We start from the raw sequence: 17924 nt of genomic DNA, 5'->3' as shown, positions 1-17924 counted from the left end.
CGGCGGGTATTTCTGTCCGATGAACACGCAGAGCAGAACGTGACAGCCATCACCACGGATGGTTGGCACTTCTGCACCATGCTGCGCGTCGTCGCCCAGCACTAGTGTCGCGGCATTGGATCGGGTGTGCTGTCCGTGACCCCCGGCGGCACCACACGTGTGGAGGAGACCTGATGTCGTTGTTCAAGTGGGACGTGGTGTACGACGGGAAGACACCACCGCCCGGCAAAGCCGTAGGACCCCGTCAGAGACTGAGCTGGGGCCGCACGGCCGGCCTCGGCGCCCAGCACGTCGTCGCGATGTTCGGTGCGACGTTCGTGTTCCCGGTCGTCATGGGGCTCGACCCCAACCTGGCGATCCTGTTCTCGGGCGTCTGCACGATCATGTTCCTGCTGATCACCAACAACATGGTGCCCAGCTACCTCGGGACGTCGGCCTCGTTCGTCGCGGCGGTCGCCGCGATCCGGGGCCAGGGCGGCGACTCCGCCGACGTCACCGGTGCCATCCTCGTCGCCGGTCTGGTGCTCGCGGCGATCGGTGCCGCGGTCCACTTCGCCGGGACCGGCTTCCTGCACAAGCTGCTGCCACCGGCGGTGACGGGTGCGGTCGTCATGCTGATCGGCTTCAACCTCGCTCCGGTGGTCGCCGGGGTCTACTGGCCGCAGGACCAGTGGATCGCGCTGCTCACCGCGACCTTCATGGTGATGGCGGCCGTGCTGCTCCCCGGCTTCTGGGGCCGCATCGCGGTCTTCCTCGCGCTGATCTTCGGCTACGTGATCTCCTGGCTGTCCGACATCATGTTCGGTCAGATCACCTCGGTGACGCCGGTATCCGGCGGCGAGGCCGTTCCGCACGATCGCGTGGACTGGAGCGCGGTCGGTGACGCGTCCTGGTTCGGCTTCCCGTCGGGCACGCTCGCCGACGGCGTCTCGGCGGTGCACGCCCCGAGCTTCTCGTTCACCTTCATCCTGCTCGTCCTGCCGGGCGTGATCGCACTGATCGCAGAGAACACCGGCCACGTCAAGGCCGTGGCCGAGATGACCGGCGACGACCTCGACCCGTACATGGGACGCGCGATCGGGGCCGACGGTGTCGCGACGGCGTTCGCGAGCGCGTTCGGCGGCTCGCCGACCACGACGTACGCCGAGAACATCGGCGTCATGTCCGCGACCCGGATCTACTCGACCGCGGCGTACTACGTCGCGGCGCTGGTCGCGATCCTGCTCGGCCTGTGCCCGAAGTTCGGTGCGATCGTCAACGCGATCCCCGGCGGCGTCCTCGGCGGCATCACCGTCGTGCTGTACGGCATGATCGGCCTGGTCGGCGCGAAGATCTGGGTCGAGAACCGCGTCGACTTCGGTGATCCGGTCAACATCGTCGGGCTCGCGGCAGGCATCATCGTCGGTGTCGGCGGTGTGAGCCTGTCGTTCACCGACGACTTCGAGCTCGGCGGGATCGCGCTCGGCTCGATCCTCGTGATCGCGTACTACCACCTGGTCGCGTGGCGCAAGCACGAAGGCACCGACGAGGGTTCAGAAGAGGTGACGAAGGCACTGTGAAACCCGCTCCGTTCTCCTACCTGCGCCCGACGACCCTCGAGGAGGCCCTGAGTGCGCTCGCGGCCGACCCGGACGCGAAGGTCCTGGCCGGCGGCCAGAGCCTCGTGCCGCTGCTGTCGATGAGACTGGCGCACCCCAGCGCGCTGGTCGACATCAACGGCCTCGACGAGCTGGCGTACGTGCGCAGCGACGAGGACGGAGTCCGCATCGGGGCGCTGGCCCGTCACGCGGATGTCGAGTCCGACGACTCCGCGTGGCGGGTCCAGCCCTTGCTGCGCCAGGCGCTGGGACTGGTGGCCCATCCGACGATCCGCAACCGCGGGACGACGGTCGGGTCGCTGGTCCACGCCGACGCCGCGGCCGAGATGCCGGCCGTGGCCACGCTCCTCGGCGCTCGGCTCCTGGTCGCGTCGAGCGAGGGGCGGCGCACCATCGACGCCGAGGACCTGTTCATCGGTCCGCTGGAGTCGACCCTGCGCCACGACGAGCTCGCGCTCGAGCTCCAGGTGCCGGCGCTGCCCGCCCGCTCGGGCACCGCGATCGACGAGGTCGCCCGTCGGCACGGCGACTACGCCCTGTGCGGCGTCGCGTCGGTGGTCTCCGTCGGCGACTCGGGCGCGATCGAGTCGGTCCGCGCCGCGTACCTGTCGGTGTCGCTCACGCCTCTGGTCGTCGACCTGTCCGAGGCCTTCGCCGACGGCACGGCGAGCGACGCCAACCTCGCGGCCGCCGGCGAGATCGCCACCGGCGCAGTCGACCCCGAGACCGACATCCATGCCAGCGCGGACTACCGCCGCCACCTCGCCGGGATCCTGACCCGGCGGGTCGTGGCCCGCGCCCACGCCAGCGTCCGTACGGAGGAAGTCCGATGAGCCCGGTGACCGAGCAGACCCACCGCGTCGCGCTGCGCGTCAACGGTGGCCACTACGAGATCGACGTCCCCGCGCGGCGGCTGCTGTCCGACGCGCTGCGGGCCGACCTCGGGCTGACCGGGACCCACGTCGGCTGCGAGCACGGCGTCTGCGGCGCCTGCACGGTGCTGGTGGACGGACGACCGATGCGGTCGTGCCTGATGTTCGCGGTGTCGGCGCAGGGGCTCGAGATCACGACGGTCGAGGGCCTGACCGAGGCCGACGACCGGATGAGCCCGGTCCAGCAGGCGTTCCAGGACTGCCACGGGCTGCAGTGCGGATTCTGCACGCCCGGCTTCCTGACGACGATCACCGCCGGCCTCGAGGACAACCCGGAGCCGACGCGCGAGGAGGCCCGGGAGATGATCGCGGGCAACCTCTGTCGCTGCACCGGCTACCAGAACATCGTCGAGTCGGTCCTGCGCGCGGCCCAGATCACCCGTGAGCGGGCCGCACCCGAACCGCTGGTCGAGGCGGAGCGGAGCGACGATTCCCCGCTGGTCGAGGCCGAGCGGAGCGACGATTCCCCGCTGGTCGAGGCGGAGCGGAGCGACGATTCCCCGCTGGTCGAGGCGGAGCGGAGCGACGATTCCCCGCTGGCCGAGGCGGAGCGGAGCGACGATCGAGACCCAGGCTCTCGATCGCAGCCTCGTTCCTCGGCCGCGCCTCGCGCAGCGGACGAAGCCGAGTCGGGGGAGGGCGCATGACGACGAAGACGTTCGGCGAGCGGGTCGCCCGGGTCGAGGACGAGCGGTTCCTGCGTGGTCGGGGCCGCTACGTCGACGACGTCCTGCCCGACGCGCTGCACATGGCCGTGCTGCGGTCCCCGTACGCCCACGCACGGATCCGCGAGATCGACCTCGAGGCCGTCCTCGACCTCGAGGGCGTGGTCGCGGTCTACACCCACGACGACCTGTCGGGTGCGATGGCCGAGCCGTTGCCGCTGCTGATCCCGCACCCGGCGATCAGCGCCGGCCGCACGCAGTACGCCCTGGCGAAGGACGAGGTCAACTACGTCGGCGAGGCGGTCGCGGTCGTCGTCGCCCTCGACCGTTACGTCGCCGAGGACGCGGTCGCACGGATCGACGTGACGTACGAGATGCTGCCCGCCGTGGTCGGGCTGCCCGCGGCCCGCGCCGCCGAGCACCTCGTCCACGACGACGCGCCGGGCAACGTCGCGGCCACCTACAACCAGAACACCGGTGACGCGAAGGCCGCGGTCGAGTCCGCCCCGCACCGGCTGTCGATCGATCTCGACATCGAGCGCAGCGCCTGCACCCCGCTCGAGGGCCGCGGGACCGCCGCGCGCTGGGACCCCGACAACGGCCGCCTGCAGGTCTGGACGTCGACCCAGACGTCGACCGGGGTCCGGGCCGCGATCGCGTCCAAGCTCGACCTCGACCTCTCGGTGGTCGACGTGATCACGCCGGACGTCGGAGGCGGCTTCGGGGTGAAGGTCGTGCACCCGTGGCCGGAGGAGCTGCTGGTGCCGTTGGCGGCACGCGCGCTCGGGCGCCCGGTGAAGTTCACCGAGGACCGGCGCGAGCACTTCATCTCCTCGGCGCACGAGCGTGCGCAGCAGCAGCACGTCGAGGTCGGTTTCGACGACGAGGGTCGGATCACGGGTCTCGACGTCGAGATCTGGCACGACAACGGCGCCTACCTGCCGTACGGCCTGATCGTCCCGATCATCACCACCACGCAGCTGCTCGGCCCGTACAAGCCGCCGGTCTACTCGGCGACGTTCCACAGCCTGTACACGAACACTGTGATCGTCACCCCGTACCGCGGGGCGGGGCGTCCCCAGGGCGTGTTCGCGATGGAGCGGACGATGGACAAGATCGCCGCGTACCTCGGTAAGGACCGCGCGGACGTCCGCGCCGCGAACTTCATCCAGCCCGACGAGTTCCCGTACGACCAGGGGCTGATCTTCCAGGACGGCAAGCCGCTGGTCTACGACTCCGGTGACTTCCCGCAGATGCTGGACAAGCTGAAGGCGCTGGTCGGGTGGGACGAGTTCGTCGCCACCCGCGACGAGCTGCGGGCGGCCGGCCGGCGGGTCGGGATCGGGATGGCCTGCTACGTCGAGGGCACCGGCGTCGGCCCGTACGAGGGCGGCCACATCCAGGTCGAGACCACCGGCAAGGTGAAGGTCGCGACGGGTCTGACCACGCAGGGGCAGGGCCACCAGACGTCGTTCGCGCAGATCGTCGCGTCCGAGCTCGGTGTGCCGTTCTCCGACGTGGAGATCGTCACCGGTGACACCCGGCGGATGCCGTACGCCGTCGGCACGTACGCGTCGCGCGCCGCGGTGATGAGCGGCTCGGCGATCGCGATGGCGGCCCGCTCCGTACGCCGCAAGGCCCTCGAGCTGGCGGCGGACGCCCTCGAGGCGAACGTCGACGACCTCGAGCTGGCTGACGGTGTCGTGTCGGTCAAGGGTGCGCCGGGAGCGGAGATCAGCCTGGGCACGCTCGCGGTGCTGAGCAACCCGCTGCGCTACGCCTTCGACGAGGCGAGCAAGGCGGCGACGCAGTTCTCGGTCGGCGACCCGGACAAGGTGCCCGTGCCCGAGGGGACGGAGCCGGGGCTGGAGAGCCGCGACTTCTACTCGCCGCCGCGTTCGACGTTCGCGTCCGGGATGCACGCGGTGATCGTCGAGACCGACCCGGACACCGCCGAGATCACGATCCTGAAGTACGCCGTGGTGCACGACTGCGGGCGCCTGATCAACCCGATGATCGTCGAGGGCCAGATCCACGGCGGCGTCGCGCAGGGCGTCGGTGGCGCGCTGTACGAGCGGATGGCGTACGACGAGCACGGTCAGCTCCAGAACGCCTCGTTCATGGACTTCCTGATGCCGTACGTCACCGAGGTGCCGACCACGATCGACGTGGACCACCTGGAGACGCCGTCGCCCCTGAACCCGCTCGGGATCAAGGGCGCCGGCGAGGCGGGGGTGATCCCGTCGGCGGCCGTGTTCGCGTCGGCGATCGAGGACGCCGAGGGCTTCGCGGTCGACGCGATGCCGATCTCGCCCAGCGAGCTGTTCGACCTGCGCCGCACCCACCGTCCCGACCGCGACTCGGGCGATCCGGGGAGCTCCGCGGCGGTCAGTTCTTCCCCAGAACGCCCCTATCGCGTTCGAGACGACCAGACAGACGGAGGAGAGTCATGAAGGTGTCCGGCAGTGCAGTGGTCAAGGCCCCCGTCCACGAGGTGTGGACGGCGCTGCTCGACCCGGCCGTGCTCGTGGAGACGATCCCCGGCTGCGAGAGCCTGTCGGCGACCGGCGAGAACGCCTACGCGATGACGGTCAGCGCCGGTGTCGCCGCGATCCGCGGGACGTACGCCGGGACCTGCACGCTCGCCGACCTCGTGGAGCACGAGTCGCTGACGATGCACGCCGAGGGGGCCGGAGCGCCCGGGACGATCGCGACCGACGTCGCGGTCCGGTTCGAGGATCTCGGTGACGGCACGACCGCGATCTCCTACGACGCCGACGCGGTCGTGGGCGGGATGATCGGCGGGGTCGGCCAGCGCATGCTGACCGCGGTCAGCAAGCGGATGGCCGGCGAGTTCTTCGGCGCGGTCGACGACGCGATCACGCAGGGCATGCCGGCTCAGTACGTGGACCAGGGTTCGCCGCTGGTCGAGGCGGAGCGGAGCGACGATCGAGACCAGGCACAGCCCGGTCTCGCGCCGAGCGCCGAGACGGGCACCTTCGTACGCCGTGGTGCCGCGGCTGCGCCTGCCGGCGGTGCGATCGGGTCGGCGGACGACTTCGTCAAGGGCGCGGTCCTCGGCGGTGCGCTGGTGCTCGTCGGCGTCGTCGTCGGGTCGCTGCTCGGCCGCCGGAAGCGCTGATGGTCGGCGTCGGCGACTCCGCCCGCGCGATGGCGGCGGCCGTCGCCGCGAAGGAGGTCTCGGCCCGCGAGCTGCTCGAGGTGCACCTGGAGCGCATCGACGCGGTGAACCCGACGGTGAACGCGCTGGTGTCGATCGACCCGGACCGCGCGCGGGCGTCCGCCGACGCGGCGGACGCGCGTACGGTCTCCGGAGAGCCGCTCGGACCGCTGCACGGCGTGCCGGTCGCGATCAAGGACACCCATCATGTCGAGGGGTGGCGGACGACGTTCGGGTCGCCGGTGATGGCCGACCACGTCTCGGCGTCCGACGAGCTGATCGTCGAGCGGATCCGCGCCGCCGGTGCGGTGATCGTGGCGAAGACCAACACGCCGGAGTTCGCGTCCGGGTCGCACACGTTCAACCCGGTCTTCGGCACGACCCTCAACCCATACGACACGACCCGGTCGGCGGGCGGTTCCTCCGGTGGGTCGGCGGCGGCGCTCGCGTCGGGGATGGTGGCGCTGGCCGACGGCTCGGACATGGGCGGCTCGCTGCGCAACCCGGCATCGTTCTGCAACGTCGTCGGTCTGCGTCCGACGTGGGGCCGGGTCCCGACCTGGCCGACCTGGAACCTGTGGGAGACCGTGTCGGTCCAGGGGCCGCTGGCACGTGACGTCGGCGACCTGGCGCTGCTGCTCAGCGTGATCGCCGGGCCCGACCCCCGCGTACCGACCGCGGACTCGACACCGGGCGCGACGTTCGCCGACCCCGAGCCGGCCGACCTGCGCGGCCTGCGGGTCGCGACGACGATCGACATGGGTGGCGCGTTCGAGGTCGAGGACTCGGTCGCCGAGGTCGTCCGCGCCGCCGTCGACGGGCTCGCGTCCGCGGGAGCGGTGGTCGAGGAGGCGTATCCGACTCTCCCGAACGCCGAGTCGGCGTTCCGCGTCCTGCGGGCGTGGCTGATGGAGTACTCGCTCGGTGACCTGCTCGACTCCGAACCGGAGGGGTTCAAGGCGTCGCTCGCGGACAACATCCGCGCCGGCCGACCGCTGAGCGGGCACGACGTCGCGGTCGCGTACGCCCAGCGCACGGCGCTCGCCCAGCGCGCTCACGAGTTCTTCGGTCGCTACGACGTGCTCGCGATGCCGGTGAGTCAGGTCCCGCCGTTCCCGGCGGAGCAGGAGTACCCGTCGACGATCAACGGGCGCGCACAGCGGACGTACCTCGACTGGATGCGCTCGGCGTTCTTCGTCACGGTGACGGGGTGTCCCGCGATGAGCGTGCCGGCCGGGTTCACGCCCGACGGTCTGCCGGTCGGGCTCCAGCTCGTCGGCGCGGCGGGCTCGGAGGCGCGCCTGCTCCAGATCGCGGCGGCGTACGAAGCGCTGTCCGGCGCGGGCCGGCGCCGCCCCCCGCTTCCCGCTGCGTGAGTCTGCGCCGTCCTGAGCTTGTCGAAGGGTCGAGACCAGCAGGCTCCGCCGGTCGCGCGCACCCTCGGCTCGTCCAATCCCTGTACGAATCCCGTACGAACGCGTTGCCGGCAACGGAAACGTGTTCGGGGCACTGCAAACGCGCGCGTGTTTGCTGTGCCCGGATCAGCTTTGCGTTGCCGGCAACGAGAACGGTCAGGCGTCGCCGCGAGCACACCCGTACGGATGCGTTGCCGGCAACGAGAACGGTCAGGCGTCGCCGCGAGCACACCCGTACGGATGCGTTGCCGGCAACGCAAACGCGCGGCCGGGAGGAGGGGCCCGGCCGCGCGAAGCGTCACCGCGCGCGCCTACTCGAAGTGGCGGCGGGGGTTGTGCACGAGGATCGTCTCGAGGTCCGCGTCGGACACGCCGCGCTCGCGCAACGCCGGGAGCACGTCCTGGGAGATGTGCCGGTAGTTCCAGTTCGGCACGACCTGAGCCTTCGCCTCGGGGTCGAACCAGTCGATGAAGCACGACGCGTCGTGCGCGATCACGACGCTCTCGACGTACCCGCGCCGGACGAGCTCGGCGATCGTCTCGACCCGCTGCTCGAACGGCAGCAGCACGTCGAGCCCGAACCGGTCCATCCCCAGCAGCGACCCCGCGTCGGCGAGCTGCGTCAGGTAGTCGAGGTCGACCGAGTCGCCGGAGTGGCCGATGACGACCTTGCGCAGGTCGACACCCTCCTCGGCGAGCACCTTCTGCGCCACCAGGCCGGAGCCGGTGTGCGGGTTCGTGTGCACGGTGATCGGCGCGCCCGTCCGTACGTGCGCCTGGCCGACGGCGCGCATCACCCGCTCGACGCCCGGTGTGAGGCCCTGCTCCTCGATCGCGCACTTGAGGAACGCAGCGCGGACGCCGGTGTCGGCGATCCCCTCGGTGAGGTCCTTGACGAACAGCTCGGTGAGCGGCTCCGGCACGTCGAACAGCAGGCCGGGGCCTGAGTAGTGGAACTGGAACGGGATCTCGTTGTAGGTGTAGACCCCCGTCGCGACGAGGATGTTGAGGTCGACCTGCTCGGCGATCCGCTGGATCCGCGGGATGTAGCGGCCGAGCCCGAGCACGGTCGGGTCCATGATCGAGTCCATGCCGAGGCTCTTGAGCTCGCGGAGGTCGCGGACCGCGTCGGCGACCTTCTGCTCCTCGTCCCAGTCCTCGTAGTTCTCCCGGTACTCCTCGTTCACCACGAACACGTGCTCGTGGACGAGGGTGCGTCCCAGGTCGCTGCTCTCGATCGTGCCGGTGGCGGTGGGGATCGACGTCATCGTGTCTCCTTCGGGTGCGGGTGCCGGTCTCGACAGGCTCGACCGGCCGGGGTGGGCTACCGGTCGTACGGGGTGGGCTGGAGGGCGTTGCGCCACAGCCGGGTCGTGGTGCGGACGAGGGCCTCGAGGTCGGCGTCGTCGTCGAGACCGACGGTGTCGCCGAGCGCGTAGGCGTAGTACGCCGTGCGGGTCACCATCGCCCGCAGCGCCCTCGCGGCGAGGAAGGGGTCGAGCTCGGGGTCGGCGAGGCCGCGGTCCTGGAGCTCGGCGATCGTGCGGGCAGTGCGTTCGGCGTACGTGTGCCCGAACCGCCGGCGGATCTCGCGGAACTCCGGGTCGATCGCCGCCACCTGCTCCATCAGCAGCATGAGGCGGGCGTTGCGGCGGTAGGACGCGAAGTACGCGCGGTGGCTCGCCGTGATCGCGTCCCACGGGTCCTCGTCGTTCGTCGGCGGGTTCGCGGCCGGATCGAGCACCTCGCGCTGGGCCTCGTACAGCACGACCGAGAGCGCCTCCTCCTTCGATGCGAAGTAGGTGTAGAAGGAGCCGGTCGCGCACCCGGCCTCGGCGGCGATGTCGGTCACCTTGGCGTCGGTGAACCCGTCGCGCTCGAAGACGGTGCGCGCGGCGGCGACGAGCGCGGCGCGGGTCCGTACGCCCCGGGCGGTCGCCGGTGCGCTCGGCGACGAGCCCGCCCGTACGGGGGCCTGCGGGCTCACCGGCCGGTGTCCGCGGAGGCCTGAGCCGCGGGGGCACCCAGCCCCTCACGGTCGATCGCGCGCTTGAGGATCTTGCCCGACGGCCCCTTCGGCAGCGCGTCGGCGAACTGCACGAGGTGGGGCACCTTGTACGCGCTCAGTCGCTCCTTCGCCCAGGACCGCAGCGTGGCGACGTCGAGCTCGGCGCCCTCGCGCAGCACGATCACAGCGCCGATCTCCTCGCCGTACGTCGGGTCCGGGACGCCGACGACGGCCGCATCGACGATGTCGGGGTGGGTGTAGAGCACCTCTTCGACCTCGCTCGGGTAGACGTTGTAGCCGCCCCGGATGATCAGGTCCTTGAGCCGGTCGACGATCCGCAGGTCGCCGTCCTCGTCGAGCGTGCCGAGGTCGCCGGTCCGGAACCAGCCGTCCTGGATCGCCTCGGCGGTGGCGTCGGGGCGGTTCCAGTAGCCGGTCATCACGATCGGGCCGCGGATCCACACCTCGCCGACCTCGCCGGTCGGGACGACCGTGCCGTCCAGGTCGCGGATCTCGATGTCGACGCCGTGGACCGCGCGGCCGACCGCGCCGATCTTCGGTTCGACGTCGAGCGGCGCGAACGTCGCCCACCCGCAGGTCTCGGACAGCCCGTAGCCCTCGCGGATCCTCGTGCCGAACCTCTCCTCGAACGCGCGGATCACCTCGACCGGGAGCGACGCGCCGCCCGACGACGCGAGCCGCAGCCGGGCGAAGTCCTCGGGCGTCGCGTCGCCTGCGGCGTGCAGCATCGCGACCCACATCGTCGGGACGCCGGAGACGACGGTGAGCTCGTCGTCGCGGATCATCTCGACCATCCTGCGCGGGTCGAACGGGTGCAGCAGCGAGACCGCGGTGCCGAACGAGATCGCCAGGTGCATGACCATGATCTGGCCGAACACGTGGAACAGCGGCAGGCCGGTGCCGGTCCGGTCCTCCTCGCTGAACTCCAGGACGTGCTCCGCAGCGTCCACGATCGCCGCCACCGCGGACACGGCGAGCGCGGCGCCCTTGGGCCGGCCGGTGGTCCCGGACGTGTAGATGATCAGCGCCGTGTCCGACGGGTCGCGGTCGACCGGCGCCTCGATCGGGTCGGAGAGATCCCACTCGTCGAGCGGCGCGAGGCTGCGGAACGGCAGCCCGGCCGCGGTCGCGGCCGTACGGGCGGCGTCGGCGTTGCCCTGCCACGCGACGACGAGCGAGGCGTCGGCGTCCTCGAGGACGTAGCCCATCTCGGGCGCGGTCGCCATGACGTTCATCGTGATCAGCGTGGCGCCGGCGGCGTGCAGGCCGTAGTAGGCGGCGACGAACTCGGGGATCGTCGGCGCGACCAGCAGGACCCGGTCGCCCGGAGCGATCCCGGTGTCGCGGACCTCGCGGGCGAACGCGCCGACGGCGTCGCGCAGCCGGCCGAACGTGACCTCGCGGCCGTCGGCCCGGACGGCGACGCGCTCGGGCTCGCCGGCGGCGTGGGAGAAGACGGCATCGGCGACGTTGCTCACGGGGACTCCTCGGAGGGTGGAGGCAAGGGTGTGACGTGGGTCTCGTCGCGCACGCTATCCGAACCTGAATCCGGGTTCAACAGTGGCCCCGGTGCCTGTCGACGCACGAGGGTGACTGAAGGCAGAACGACGTCAACACCCGCCAGTGCCGTCCGCGCCACAGCGGGCCCGCTGTCATCTTCTGCCATCAGATCGGGGCAACCTCCGGCGAGGTTCGCCGTGCCGGACCCCTACGAGGTGCGCTGGAATCGTGGGGTACGCAGACCTGCCCGGCGGGTCCCACGCGAGGAACCACGAGGGAGACCATGACGCAGCGGCGCTTCCGCATCGGCATCGACACCGGCGGCACGTTCACCGACGTCGTCGCCTTCGACGAGCAGACCGGTGAGCTCGTCACGACCAAGACCCCGTCGACCCCGTCCGATCCTGCCGAGGGCTTCCTCGCCGGGATCGACAAGGTGCTCGGTCAGGCCGGGCTCCCGGCCGGGTCCGGCGACGCGATCACCGCCGTCTCGCACGGCACGACCGTCGCGACCAACCAGCTCCTCGAGGGCAAGGTGGAGCGGCTCGGCTTCATCACCAACGCCGGGTACGAGGCGGTGCTCGAGATCGCTCGGCAGTCCGTGCCGGACGGGTACGGCAACTCGTACTTCTGGGTGAAGCCGGACCGGATCGTGTCGCGCGAGCACGTCCTGGGCGTCGAGGGGCGACTCGACTGGACCGGGGAGGAGATCCGCCCGTTCGACGTCGAAGGGGCCCGTACGGTCGCGCGCTGGTTCCGTGACGCCGGGATCGACACGATCGGCGTCTGCTTCCTGCACGCCTACGCCAACGACGCGCACGAGGAGGCGATGCGCGCGGTGATCGCGGAGGAGCACCCGGACGCGATCGTCTCGATCTCCTCGCAGGTGCTGCGCGAGTACCGCGAGTACGAGCGCTCGATGACGACGCTGGTCGACGCCGCGGTGAAGCCGAAGGTCTCGGCGTACGTCCGCCGGATCGCCGACCGGCTCGCCACGTACACCCACGGGACGGACGCTGCCGGCGCGACCCGCGGAACGGTGCCGTTCTACGTGATGAAGTCCAACGGCGGCGTGCTCAGCGCCGACGAGGTGGTCCACCAGCCGATCACCACCGTGCTGTCCGGTCCGGCCGCCGGTGCGCTCGGCGCCGCGCTGATCGCGAAGGTCGCGGGCTTCGACCGCGTCCTGACCTGCGACGGCGGCGGCACGTCGACCGACGTCTCGGTCGTGATCGACGGTGAGCCGACGCTGACCACCGAGGGCAGCGTCGGGGTGTTCCCGAGCAAGATCCCGATGATCGACGTCGTCACGGTCGGCGCCGGCGGCGGTTCGATCGCGTGGCTCTCGCCCGAGGGCACCCTCAAGGTCGGACCGGCCTCGGCCGGCGCCGATCCGGGCCCGCTCTGCTACGCGAAGGGCGGCACGGACGTCACGATCACCGACGCGCACGTCGTCCTCGGCCGGATCCCCCCGCACCTGCTCGGGGGCGAGATCGGGCTCGACGTCGAGGCCGCCCGTACGGGGCTGACCGACCTCTCCGCGAAGCTCGGCATCAGCCTGGAGCAGGCCGCGACCGGCGTGCTCGAGATCTCCGCCTGGAACCAGGCGAACGCGCTGCGCCAGATCACCGTCAAGCGCGGCCTGGACGTCCGTGACTTCGCGCTGACGACGTTCGGCGGCTCGGGCTCGCTGCTGCTGTGCCGCCTGATGGACGTGCTCGACATCCCGACCGTCCTGGTCCCGCCCAACCCGGGCAACGTCTCCGCGTTCGGCCTGCTCACGGTCGACGTGAAGAACGACTACGTCCAGACCGCGGTCCGGCTGGCCGACGAGCTCGACGCCGACGAGGTGGCCGGGATCGTGGACCGGCTTACCGCGCAGGCCGCCGAGGCGCTGGCGGCGGAGGGCTTCGGTGCCGGCGAGCAGCGTTTCGCCCGCACCGCGGACCTGCGCTACTTCGGCCAGGCGTTCGAGGTGCGGGTGCCGATGCCGGACGGGTCGCTCGACGACGCCGCGCTCGCGTCCGTCGCCGACGCGTTCCACGCCGAGCACCGCGCGCTGTACGGGTACGACTTCGCCGGCGACCCGTCGCAGCAGGTCGAGTGGGTCAACCTGCGGGTGTCCGGGATCGGGCCGATCCAGCGACCCGAGATCCGTCGCCACGAGGTGGTCGACGAGCCCGGCTCGCCCGAGCCGCGGACCAGCCGGCCGGTGTGCTTCGACGCCGAGACCGGCTACGTCGACACCCCGATCTACGACCGCGCCGCGCTGCGCCCGGGCCAGCGGGTCTTCGGCCCCGCGGTGATCGAGGAGTTCGGCTCCACGATCCCGCTGCACCCCGGGTTCGTCGCCCGAATCGACCCGTACGCCAACGTCGTCGTGACGCGAGAGGAGAACGCCCGATGAGCGAGACCACCGCTGGCACCACCATCGCCCCCGGCACGCCGCCGGAGACCGGGTCGCGCCGCGCCCCGACCGAGTTCCCGTTCGGCACGCTGACCGACGACGCCGGTCGCAGCGCCGACCCGGTGCTGGTCGAGATCGTCCAGGGGAGCCTCGCGTCGGTCGAGCAGGAGGTCGAGACCGCGATCGCGCGGACCTCGCGCTCGCCGATGATCCGCGACGCGCACGACTTCCGCGCCGGGATCCACGACCGCCTGCTGCGCAAGCTGACCGGGCGCTCGTACTCCGCGCTCGTGCACCCCGTCGCCCGGGACTTCCCGCTCGACGAGATGAAGCCGGGCGACGTGTTCTTCCACAACGACGTGTACGCGTCGGAGGGCGGCATCGGCCACCTGCCCGACCTGTGCGTCACCGTGCCCGTCTTCCACGACGACGGCTCCGGCCCGCGTGTGGTTGCGTTCGTGCAGGCGTTCGGGCATCACGACGACATCGGCGGCGCCGTGCCGGGCTCGATGCCGAGCCACGCGACGAGCGTGTACGAGGAGGGGCTGATGGTGCCCCCGATCAAGCTGTGGGACGCCGGCGTACCGAACCGCTCGGCGCTCGCGATCATGACCCGCAACTCACGGATGCCCGAGTCGCTCGCCGCGGACCTCGACGCCGAGTGCTCCGCCTGCCTGATGGGGGCTCGGCGGCTCGGCGAGCTCTTCGACCGGTACGGGCTGGAGACCGTCGAGGCGTGCTTCGACGCGATCATCGACCGCACCACCGAGACGTACCGGCGCGAGATCCTCGCGAAGATCCCGGTCGGCACCTGGGTGTGGGAGGACTACGCCGAGCACGACGGCGTCGACGACCCGATGCTGCACACGCAGCGGATCACGCTGACCCGCACACCGACCGACGATCCGGAGGGCGAGCGGCTCGTGCTCGACTTCGCGGGCACGTCGGCGCAGGCCAAGGGGCCGATCAACCACTGCGGCGACTACTCCGACGGCGTGTTCCTGAAGAAGTGGCTCGCGCCGATCCTGCGCAACCTCGCCGACACCCCGGAGCGGATGGCCGAGCTGGACGTCAACGAGGGCGTCGTGCCGCTGATCGAGATGCGCTTCCCGGAGAAGGGGACGCTGCTCACGCCCGAGTTCCCCGCACCCACGAACGCCCGTACGTTCGTGATCCTGCGGCTCCTCGGCGTCCTCGCCGGCGTGCTGGCGAAGGCGGTCGACGGCGAGATGCCGGCCGACCAGGAGACGATCCGCTACACCGGCGTGTACGGGACGGACCTGCAGGGCCGCTCGTACCTCATGCGCGAGGTCCTCGGCGGCGGCTCCGGCGGGCGCTCGTACGCCGACGGCGAGGACACGATCCACGTCGTGCCGGACTCGCGGAACCTGCCGACGGAGTTCACCGAGTCGCGCTTCCCGTTCGTGGTGGAGAGCCTGCGGTTGGCGCGTGACTCGGGCGGGCCGGGGAAGTTTCGGGGCGGCCTCGGGTACGAGAAGCACATCCGGATGCTCGTCGACGCGCACTTCATGTCGATCGCCGACCGCTCGATCCTGGCGTGCTGGGGCGTCAAGGGCGGCAAGGCCGGGCGGCCGTTCGAGGTCGTCATCGATGCGGGTGGTCCGAACGAGCGCGAGGTCGACGCCCTCGCCGACGACGAGCCGGTGAAGGCAGGCGAGACGATCCGGATCCGTACGACCGGCGGAGGCGGCTGGGGTGACCCGCGCGAGCGTGATCCCGAGCTCGTCGTCCGCGACGTGGTCTGGGACAAGGTGTCGTTCGACGGCGCCCGCGACGACTACGGCGTGGTGCTGACCGGCAGCGTCGCCGGCGGCGACCTCGCGTACGACGCGGAGGCGACTCGCGAGCTCCGCGCCTCGATGGCACCGGGTGCCGACGAGGCGTTCTTCGATCGCGGGCCCGGGTACGCCCGGCTCGCGGACGGCGCCGCGGCAGCGGGGGTGGACTGGCGGTGAGCCGGTCCGTCGCGGTGGTCGGCGGCACCGGCAAGACCGGTGCCGCCGTCCGCGACGGCCTCGAGCGCTGGGGTGCCGCCGCCCGACCGCTGGGGCGGCGCGAGCTGGCCGACCCGGCCGCCGCGTTCGACGGGTGCGACGCCGTGTACCTGATCGCCCCGAACCTCCTCGCCGACGAGCCCGCGTACGTGACCGGGATGCTCGACGCGATGCGTACGGCCGGGGTCGAGCGGGTCGTGTACCACTCGGTCGCGTCGCCGTACGCCCCGTCGATGCCGCACCACGTGGGCAAGGCGGTCAGCGAGGACCTGGTCCGGCGCAGCGGCCTGGTCTGGACGATCCTGCAGCCCTGCGCGTACGTCCAGAACCTGATCCCACCGCTGCTCGCCGGCGACTCGTTGGTGGTGCCGTACGACGTGGACCGGCCGTTCGGGCTGGTCGACCTCGCCGACGTGGGGGAGGCGGCCGCGGTGGTGCTGTCCGACTCCGGGCACGAGGGCGCGACGTACGAGCTGGGCGGGCCGGGACTGGTGAGCGTCGCCGACGTGGCGCAGGCGGCGTCGCGGGTGCTGGGCCGGACCGTGGAGGCGCGGCGGCTGGACCCGCGGCGCTGGGCGCGCGACGCCGGGGCCGCGCTCGAGAAGCGGGAGCGGGACTGGCTGCGGGCGATGTTCGCGTACTACGACGCGTACGGCCTCCCGACCGGCTCGCAGCCGCTGCACGCGCTGCTCGGGCGGCGCCCGACCTCCGTCGAGGACGCCCTCCGCCGCGACCTCCCCTGACGGCGAGTCGCCTGCGACTCGGGAAAGGGGGTGGTGGGCGTTCCCACGCGGCGGCACCCTCCGTACCATGTCCGCATGCTCCGTGCCCGCGTCCTCCTCGCCGTGCCTGTGGCGCTGGTGCTGCTCGCGGGCTGCGGCAGCGCGCCGATGCCGGAGAAGGCGGTCGAGAAGAAGGCGTCGGTCGAGGTCGGCAAGCAGATCGGTCTGGACCCGATCGTGGACTGCCCCGGCGACCTGCGCTCGCACGAGGGCGCGACGATGCAGTGCACGCTCAAGGACCCGAACGGCAGCGACGAGACGTTCTCGATGACGGTGAGCGTCGTGAGCCTCGAGAACGGCGTCGCGCACCTGGACTTCGCGCTCGACGACGAGCCGGCGGGCTGATCCACCCGCCGCCCCACACCGAGCCCTCGGCAATGTCTGACGACGCCTGGCAGGCGAGTTGGCGATGTTCGCCCATGCGTCGTGGGGGTCCCGGCTCATAGATTCGTCCCATGCGAGTCGTGATCGCCCTCGGTGGCAACGCCATGACCTCGCCCGACGGATCGGCCCGACCGGCCGACCAGCGGGCGGCCGTCGTCGTCGCGATGCGCGCGGTCGCGGATCTGGTCGAGGCCGGACACGAGGTGGTCCTGACCCACGGCAACGGTCCCCAGGTCGGCAACCTGCTGCTCAAGAACGAGCTCGCCGCCGACGTCGTCCCGCCTGTCCCGCTGGACTGGTGCGTCGCGCAGACGCAGGCCACGATCGGGGCGCTCATGATGAACGCCCTGGACGACGAGCTGCGCCGGCGCGGGCGCGAGCCGCTCACCGCCGCGATCGTGTCGCGCACCGTCGTCGACCGCGACGACCCGGGGTTCCTGCGCCCGTCCAAGCCGATCGGGCGGTACGCGTCCGCGGCCGACGCCGAGGCGATGCGCGCCCACGGCCAGCACTGGGTCGAGGTCTCCGACTCCCGCTGGCGTCGCGTGGTCCCGTCGCCGGAGCCCCGCCAGATCCTCGAGGCCGCCACGATCCACACGCTGGTCTCCGGCGGTCACACCGTCGTCTGCGCCGGCGGCGGCGGGATCCCGACCGTGCGCGACGGCGATGCGTACGTCGGGGTCGAGGCCGTCATCGACAAGGACCTGACGGCGTCCCTGCTCGCCGTGCAGACCGAGGCCGACCTGCTCGTGATCGCCACCGACGTCGAGGCGGCCGTCGTCGGCTTCGGCACGCCCCAGGCGCGCCCGCTGGGCGAGGTCACGGTCAAGGAGGTACGGGACCTCGCGGCCGACGGTGCGTTCGGGGCGGGCTCGATGGGCCCGAAGGTCGAGGCGGTCGCGCGGTTCGCCGAGCACAGAGGACGCACCGGTGTCATCACGTCGCTCGCGCACATCGAGTCCGCCGTCCTCTCCGACGTCGGCACCCGCGTCGTCCCCGACCCGCACTGACGCACC

At 71.6% G+C, this 17924-nt stretch carries 14 protein-coding genes; 11 read left to right on the top strand and 3 right to left on the bottom strand.

The annotated features are described in order from the left end of the window. Positions 1-173 precede the first annotated feature (173 nt). Genes CLV56_RS04390 through CLV56_RS04365 form a run of 6 tightly spaced genes read left to right on the top strand, consistent with a single transcriptional unit; the run spans position 174 to position 7752 of the window. On the top strand, positions 174-1559 hold the full coding sequence (locus CLV56_RS04390; protein ID WP_039371131.1) for a uracil-xanthine permease family protein: 1386 nt from the start codon (positions 174-176) through the stop codon (positions 1557-1559). Beyond that, positions 1556-2431 (top strand): FAD binding domain-containing protein, encoded by an 876-nt coding sequence (locus CLV56_RS04385; protein ID WP_039371129.1) that lies wholly within the window; start codon positions 1556-1558, stop codon positions 2429-2431. The genes CLV56_RS04390 and CLV56_RS04385 overlap by 4 nt, the downstream gene beginning before the upstream one ends. After that, entirely contained in the window at positions 2428-3177 is a 750-nt protein-coding gene (locus CLV56_RS21400; RefSeq protein WP_211287977.1) for a (2Fe-2S)-binding protein, read from the top strand. Before CLV56_RS04385 ends, CLV56_RS21400 begins: the two co-directional genes overlap by 4 nt. Further along, a complete protein-coding gene (gene cutA / locus CLV56_RS04375; protein WP_100414437.1) occupies positions 3174-5648 on the top strand; it encodes an aerobic carbon-monoxide dehydrogenase large subunit in 2475 nt (824 codons plus the stop codon). The genes CLV56_RS21400 and cutA overlap by 4 nt, the downstream gene beginning before the upstream one ends. Beyond that, the gene (locus tag CLV56_RS04370) at positions 5645-6337 is read left to right on the top strand and encodes an SRPBCC family protein (RefSeq protein ID WP_039371127.1); all 693 of its coding nucleotides are present in this window, start codon (positions 5645-5647) and stop codon (positions 6335-6337) included. The genes cutA and CLV56_RS04370 overlap by 4 nt, the downstream gene beginning before the upstream one ends. Continuing rightward, positions 6337-7752, top strand: a complete 1416-nt coding sequence (locus CLV56_RS04365; protein ID WP_039371124.1) for an amidase — start codon at positions 6337-6339, stop codon at positions 7750-7752. Before CLV56_RS04370 ends, CLV56_RS04365 begins: the two co-directional genes overlap by 1 nt. Before the next feature lie 350 nt (positions 7753-8102). Here CLV56_RS04365 and CLV56_RS04360 read toward each other — a convergent pair whose 3' ends face one another. The 3 genes from CLV56_RS04360 to CLV56_RS04350 are packed head-to-tail and all read right to left on the bottom strand — an operon-like array spanning position 8103 to position 11298. Continuing rightward, positions 8103-9059, bottom strand: a complete 957-nt coding sequence (locus CLV56_RS04360) for a phosphotriesterase family protein (protein WP_039371123.1) — start codon at positions 9057-9059, stop codon at positions 8103-8105. A gap of 56 nt (positions 9060-9115) precedes the next feature. Next, positions 9116-9778, bottom strand: a complete 663-nt coding sequence (locus tag CLV56_RS04355; RefSeq protein WP_039371120.1) for a TetR/AcrR family transcriptional regulator — start codon at positions 9776-9778, stop codon at positions 9116-9118. Beyond that, a complete protein-coding gene (locus tag CLV56_RS04350; RefSeq protein WP_039371117.1) occupies positions 9775-11298 on the bottom strand; it encodes an AMP-binding protein in 1524 nt (507 codons plus the stop codon). The genes CLV56_RS04355 and CLV56_RS04350 overlap by 4 nt, the downstream gene beginning before the upstream one ends. 305 nt (positions 11299-11603) lie before the next feature. On the opposite strand from CLV56_RS04350, the gene CLV56_RS04345 reads away from it, so the two are divergent. The 5 genes from CLV56_RS04345 to CLV56_RS04325 all read left to right on the top strand — a co-directional run bounded on the left by CLV56_RS04345 (position 11604) and on the right by CLV56_RS04325 (position 17918). Then, a complete protein-coding gene (locus CLV56_RS04345; protein ID WP_039371114.1) occupies positions 11604-13727 on the top strand; it encodes a hydantoinase/oxoprolinase family protein in 2124 nt (707 codons plus the stop codon). Beyond that, positions 13724-15703: a hydantoinase B/oxoprolinase family protein gene (locus tag CLV56_RS04340; RefSeq protein WP_100414436.1), complete on the top strand. Its 1980-nt coding sequence runs from the start codon at positions 13724-13726 to the stop codon at positions 15701-15703. The genes CLV56_RS04345 and CLV56_RS04340 overlap by 4 nt, the downstream gene beginning before the upstream one ends. Further along, entirely contained in the window at positions 15700-16485 is a 786-nt protein-coding gene (locus tag CLV56_RS04335; protein WP_211287976.1) for an NmrA family NAD(P)-binding protein, read from the top strand. Before CLV56_RS04340 ends, CLV56_RS04335 begins: the two co-directional genes overlap by 4 nt. Before the next feature lie 75 nt (positions 16486-16560). After that, positions 16561-16869: a DUF4333 domain-containing protein gene (locus CLV56_RS04330; RefSeq protein ID WP_039371109.1), complete on the top strand. Its 309-nt coding sequence runs from the start codon at positions 16561-16563 to the stop codon at positions 16867-16869. A gap of 110 nt (positions 16870-16979) precedes the next feature. Beyond that, on the top strand, positions 16980-17918 hold the full coding sequence (locus CLV56_RS04325) for a carbamate kinase (RefSeq protein ID WP_039371105.1): 939 nt from the start codon (positions 16980-16982) through the stop codon (positions 17916-17918). Positions 17919-17924: the final 6 nt, after the last annotated feature.

The sequence above is a fragment of the Mumia flava genome, from assembly GCF_002797495.1.
Taxonomy (GTDB): Bacteria; Actinomycetota; Actinomycetes; order Propionibacteriales; family Nocardioidaceae; genus Mumia; species Mumia flava.
The sequence above is the reverse complement of the archived record's forward strand: the minus strand, read 5'-3'. Positions and strand labels throughout refer to the sequence as shown.

Coding starts and splice junctions, on each gene's coding strand:
- CLV56_RS04390 (WP_039371131.1), top strand. CDS start 174: ATGTCGTTGTTCAAGTGGGACGTGGTGTACGACGGGAAGACACCACCG.
- CLV56_RS21400 (WP_211287977.1), top strand. CDS start 2,428: ATGAGCCCGGTGACCGAGCAGACCCACCGCGTCGCGCTGCGCGTCAAC.
- cutA (WP_100414437.1), top strand. CDS start 3,174: ATGACGACGAAGACGTTCGGCGAGCGGGTCGCCCGGGTCGAGGACGAG.
- CLV56_RS04370 (WP_039371127.1), top strand. CDS start 5,645: ATGAAGGTGTCCGGCAGTGCAGTGGTCAAGGCCCCCGTCCACGAGGTG.
- CLV56_RS04365 (WP_039371124.1), top strand. CDS start 6,337: ATGGTCGGCGTCGGCGACTCCGCCCGCGCGATGGCGGCGGCCGTCGCC.
- CLV56_RS04360 (WP_039371123.1), bottom strand. CDS start 9,059: ATGACGTCGATCCCCACCGCCACCGGCACGATCGAGAGCAGCGACCTG.
- CLV56_RS04345 (WP_039371114.1), top strand. CDS start 11,604: ATGACGCAGCGGCGCTTCCGCATCGGCATCGACACCGGCGGCACGTTC.
- CLV56_RS04340 (WP_100414436.1), top strand. CDS start 13,724: ATGAGCGAGACCACCGCTGGCACCACCATCGCCCCCGGCACGCCGCCG.
- CLV56_RS04330 (WP_039371109.1), top strand. CDS start 16,561: ATGCTCCGTGCCCGCGTCCTCCTCGCCGTGCCTGTGGCGCTGGTGCTG.
- CLV56_RS04325 (WP_039371105.1), top strand. CDS start 16,980: ATGCGAGTCGTGATCGCCCTCGGTGGCAACGCCATGACCTCGCCCGAC.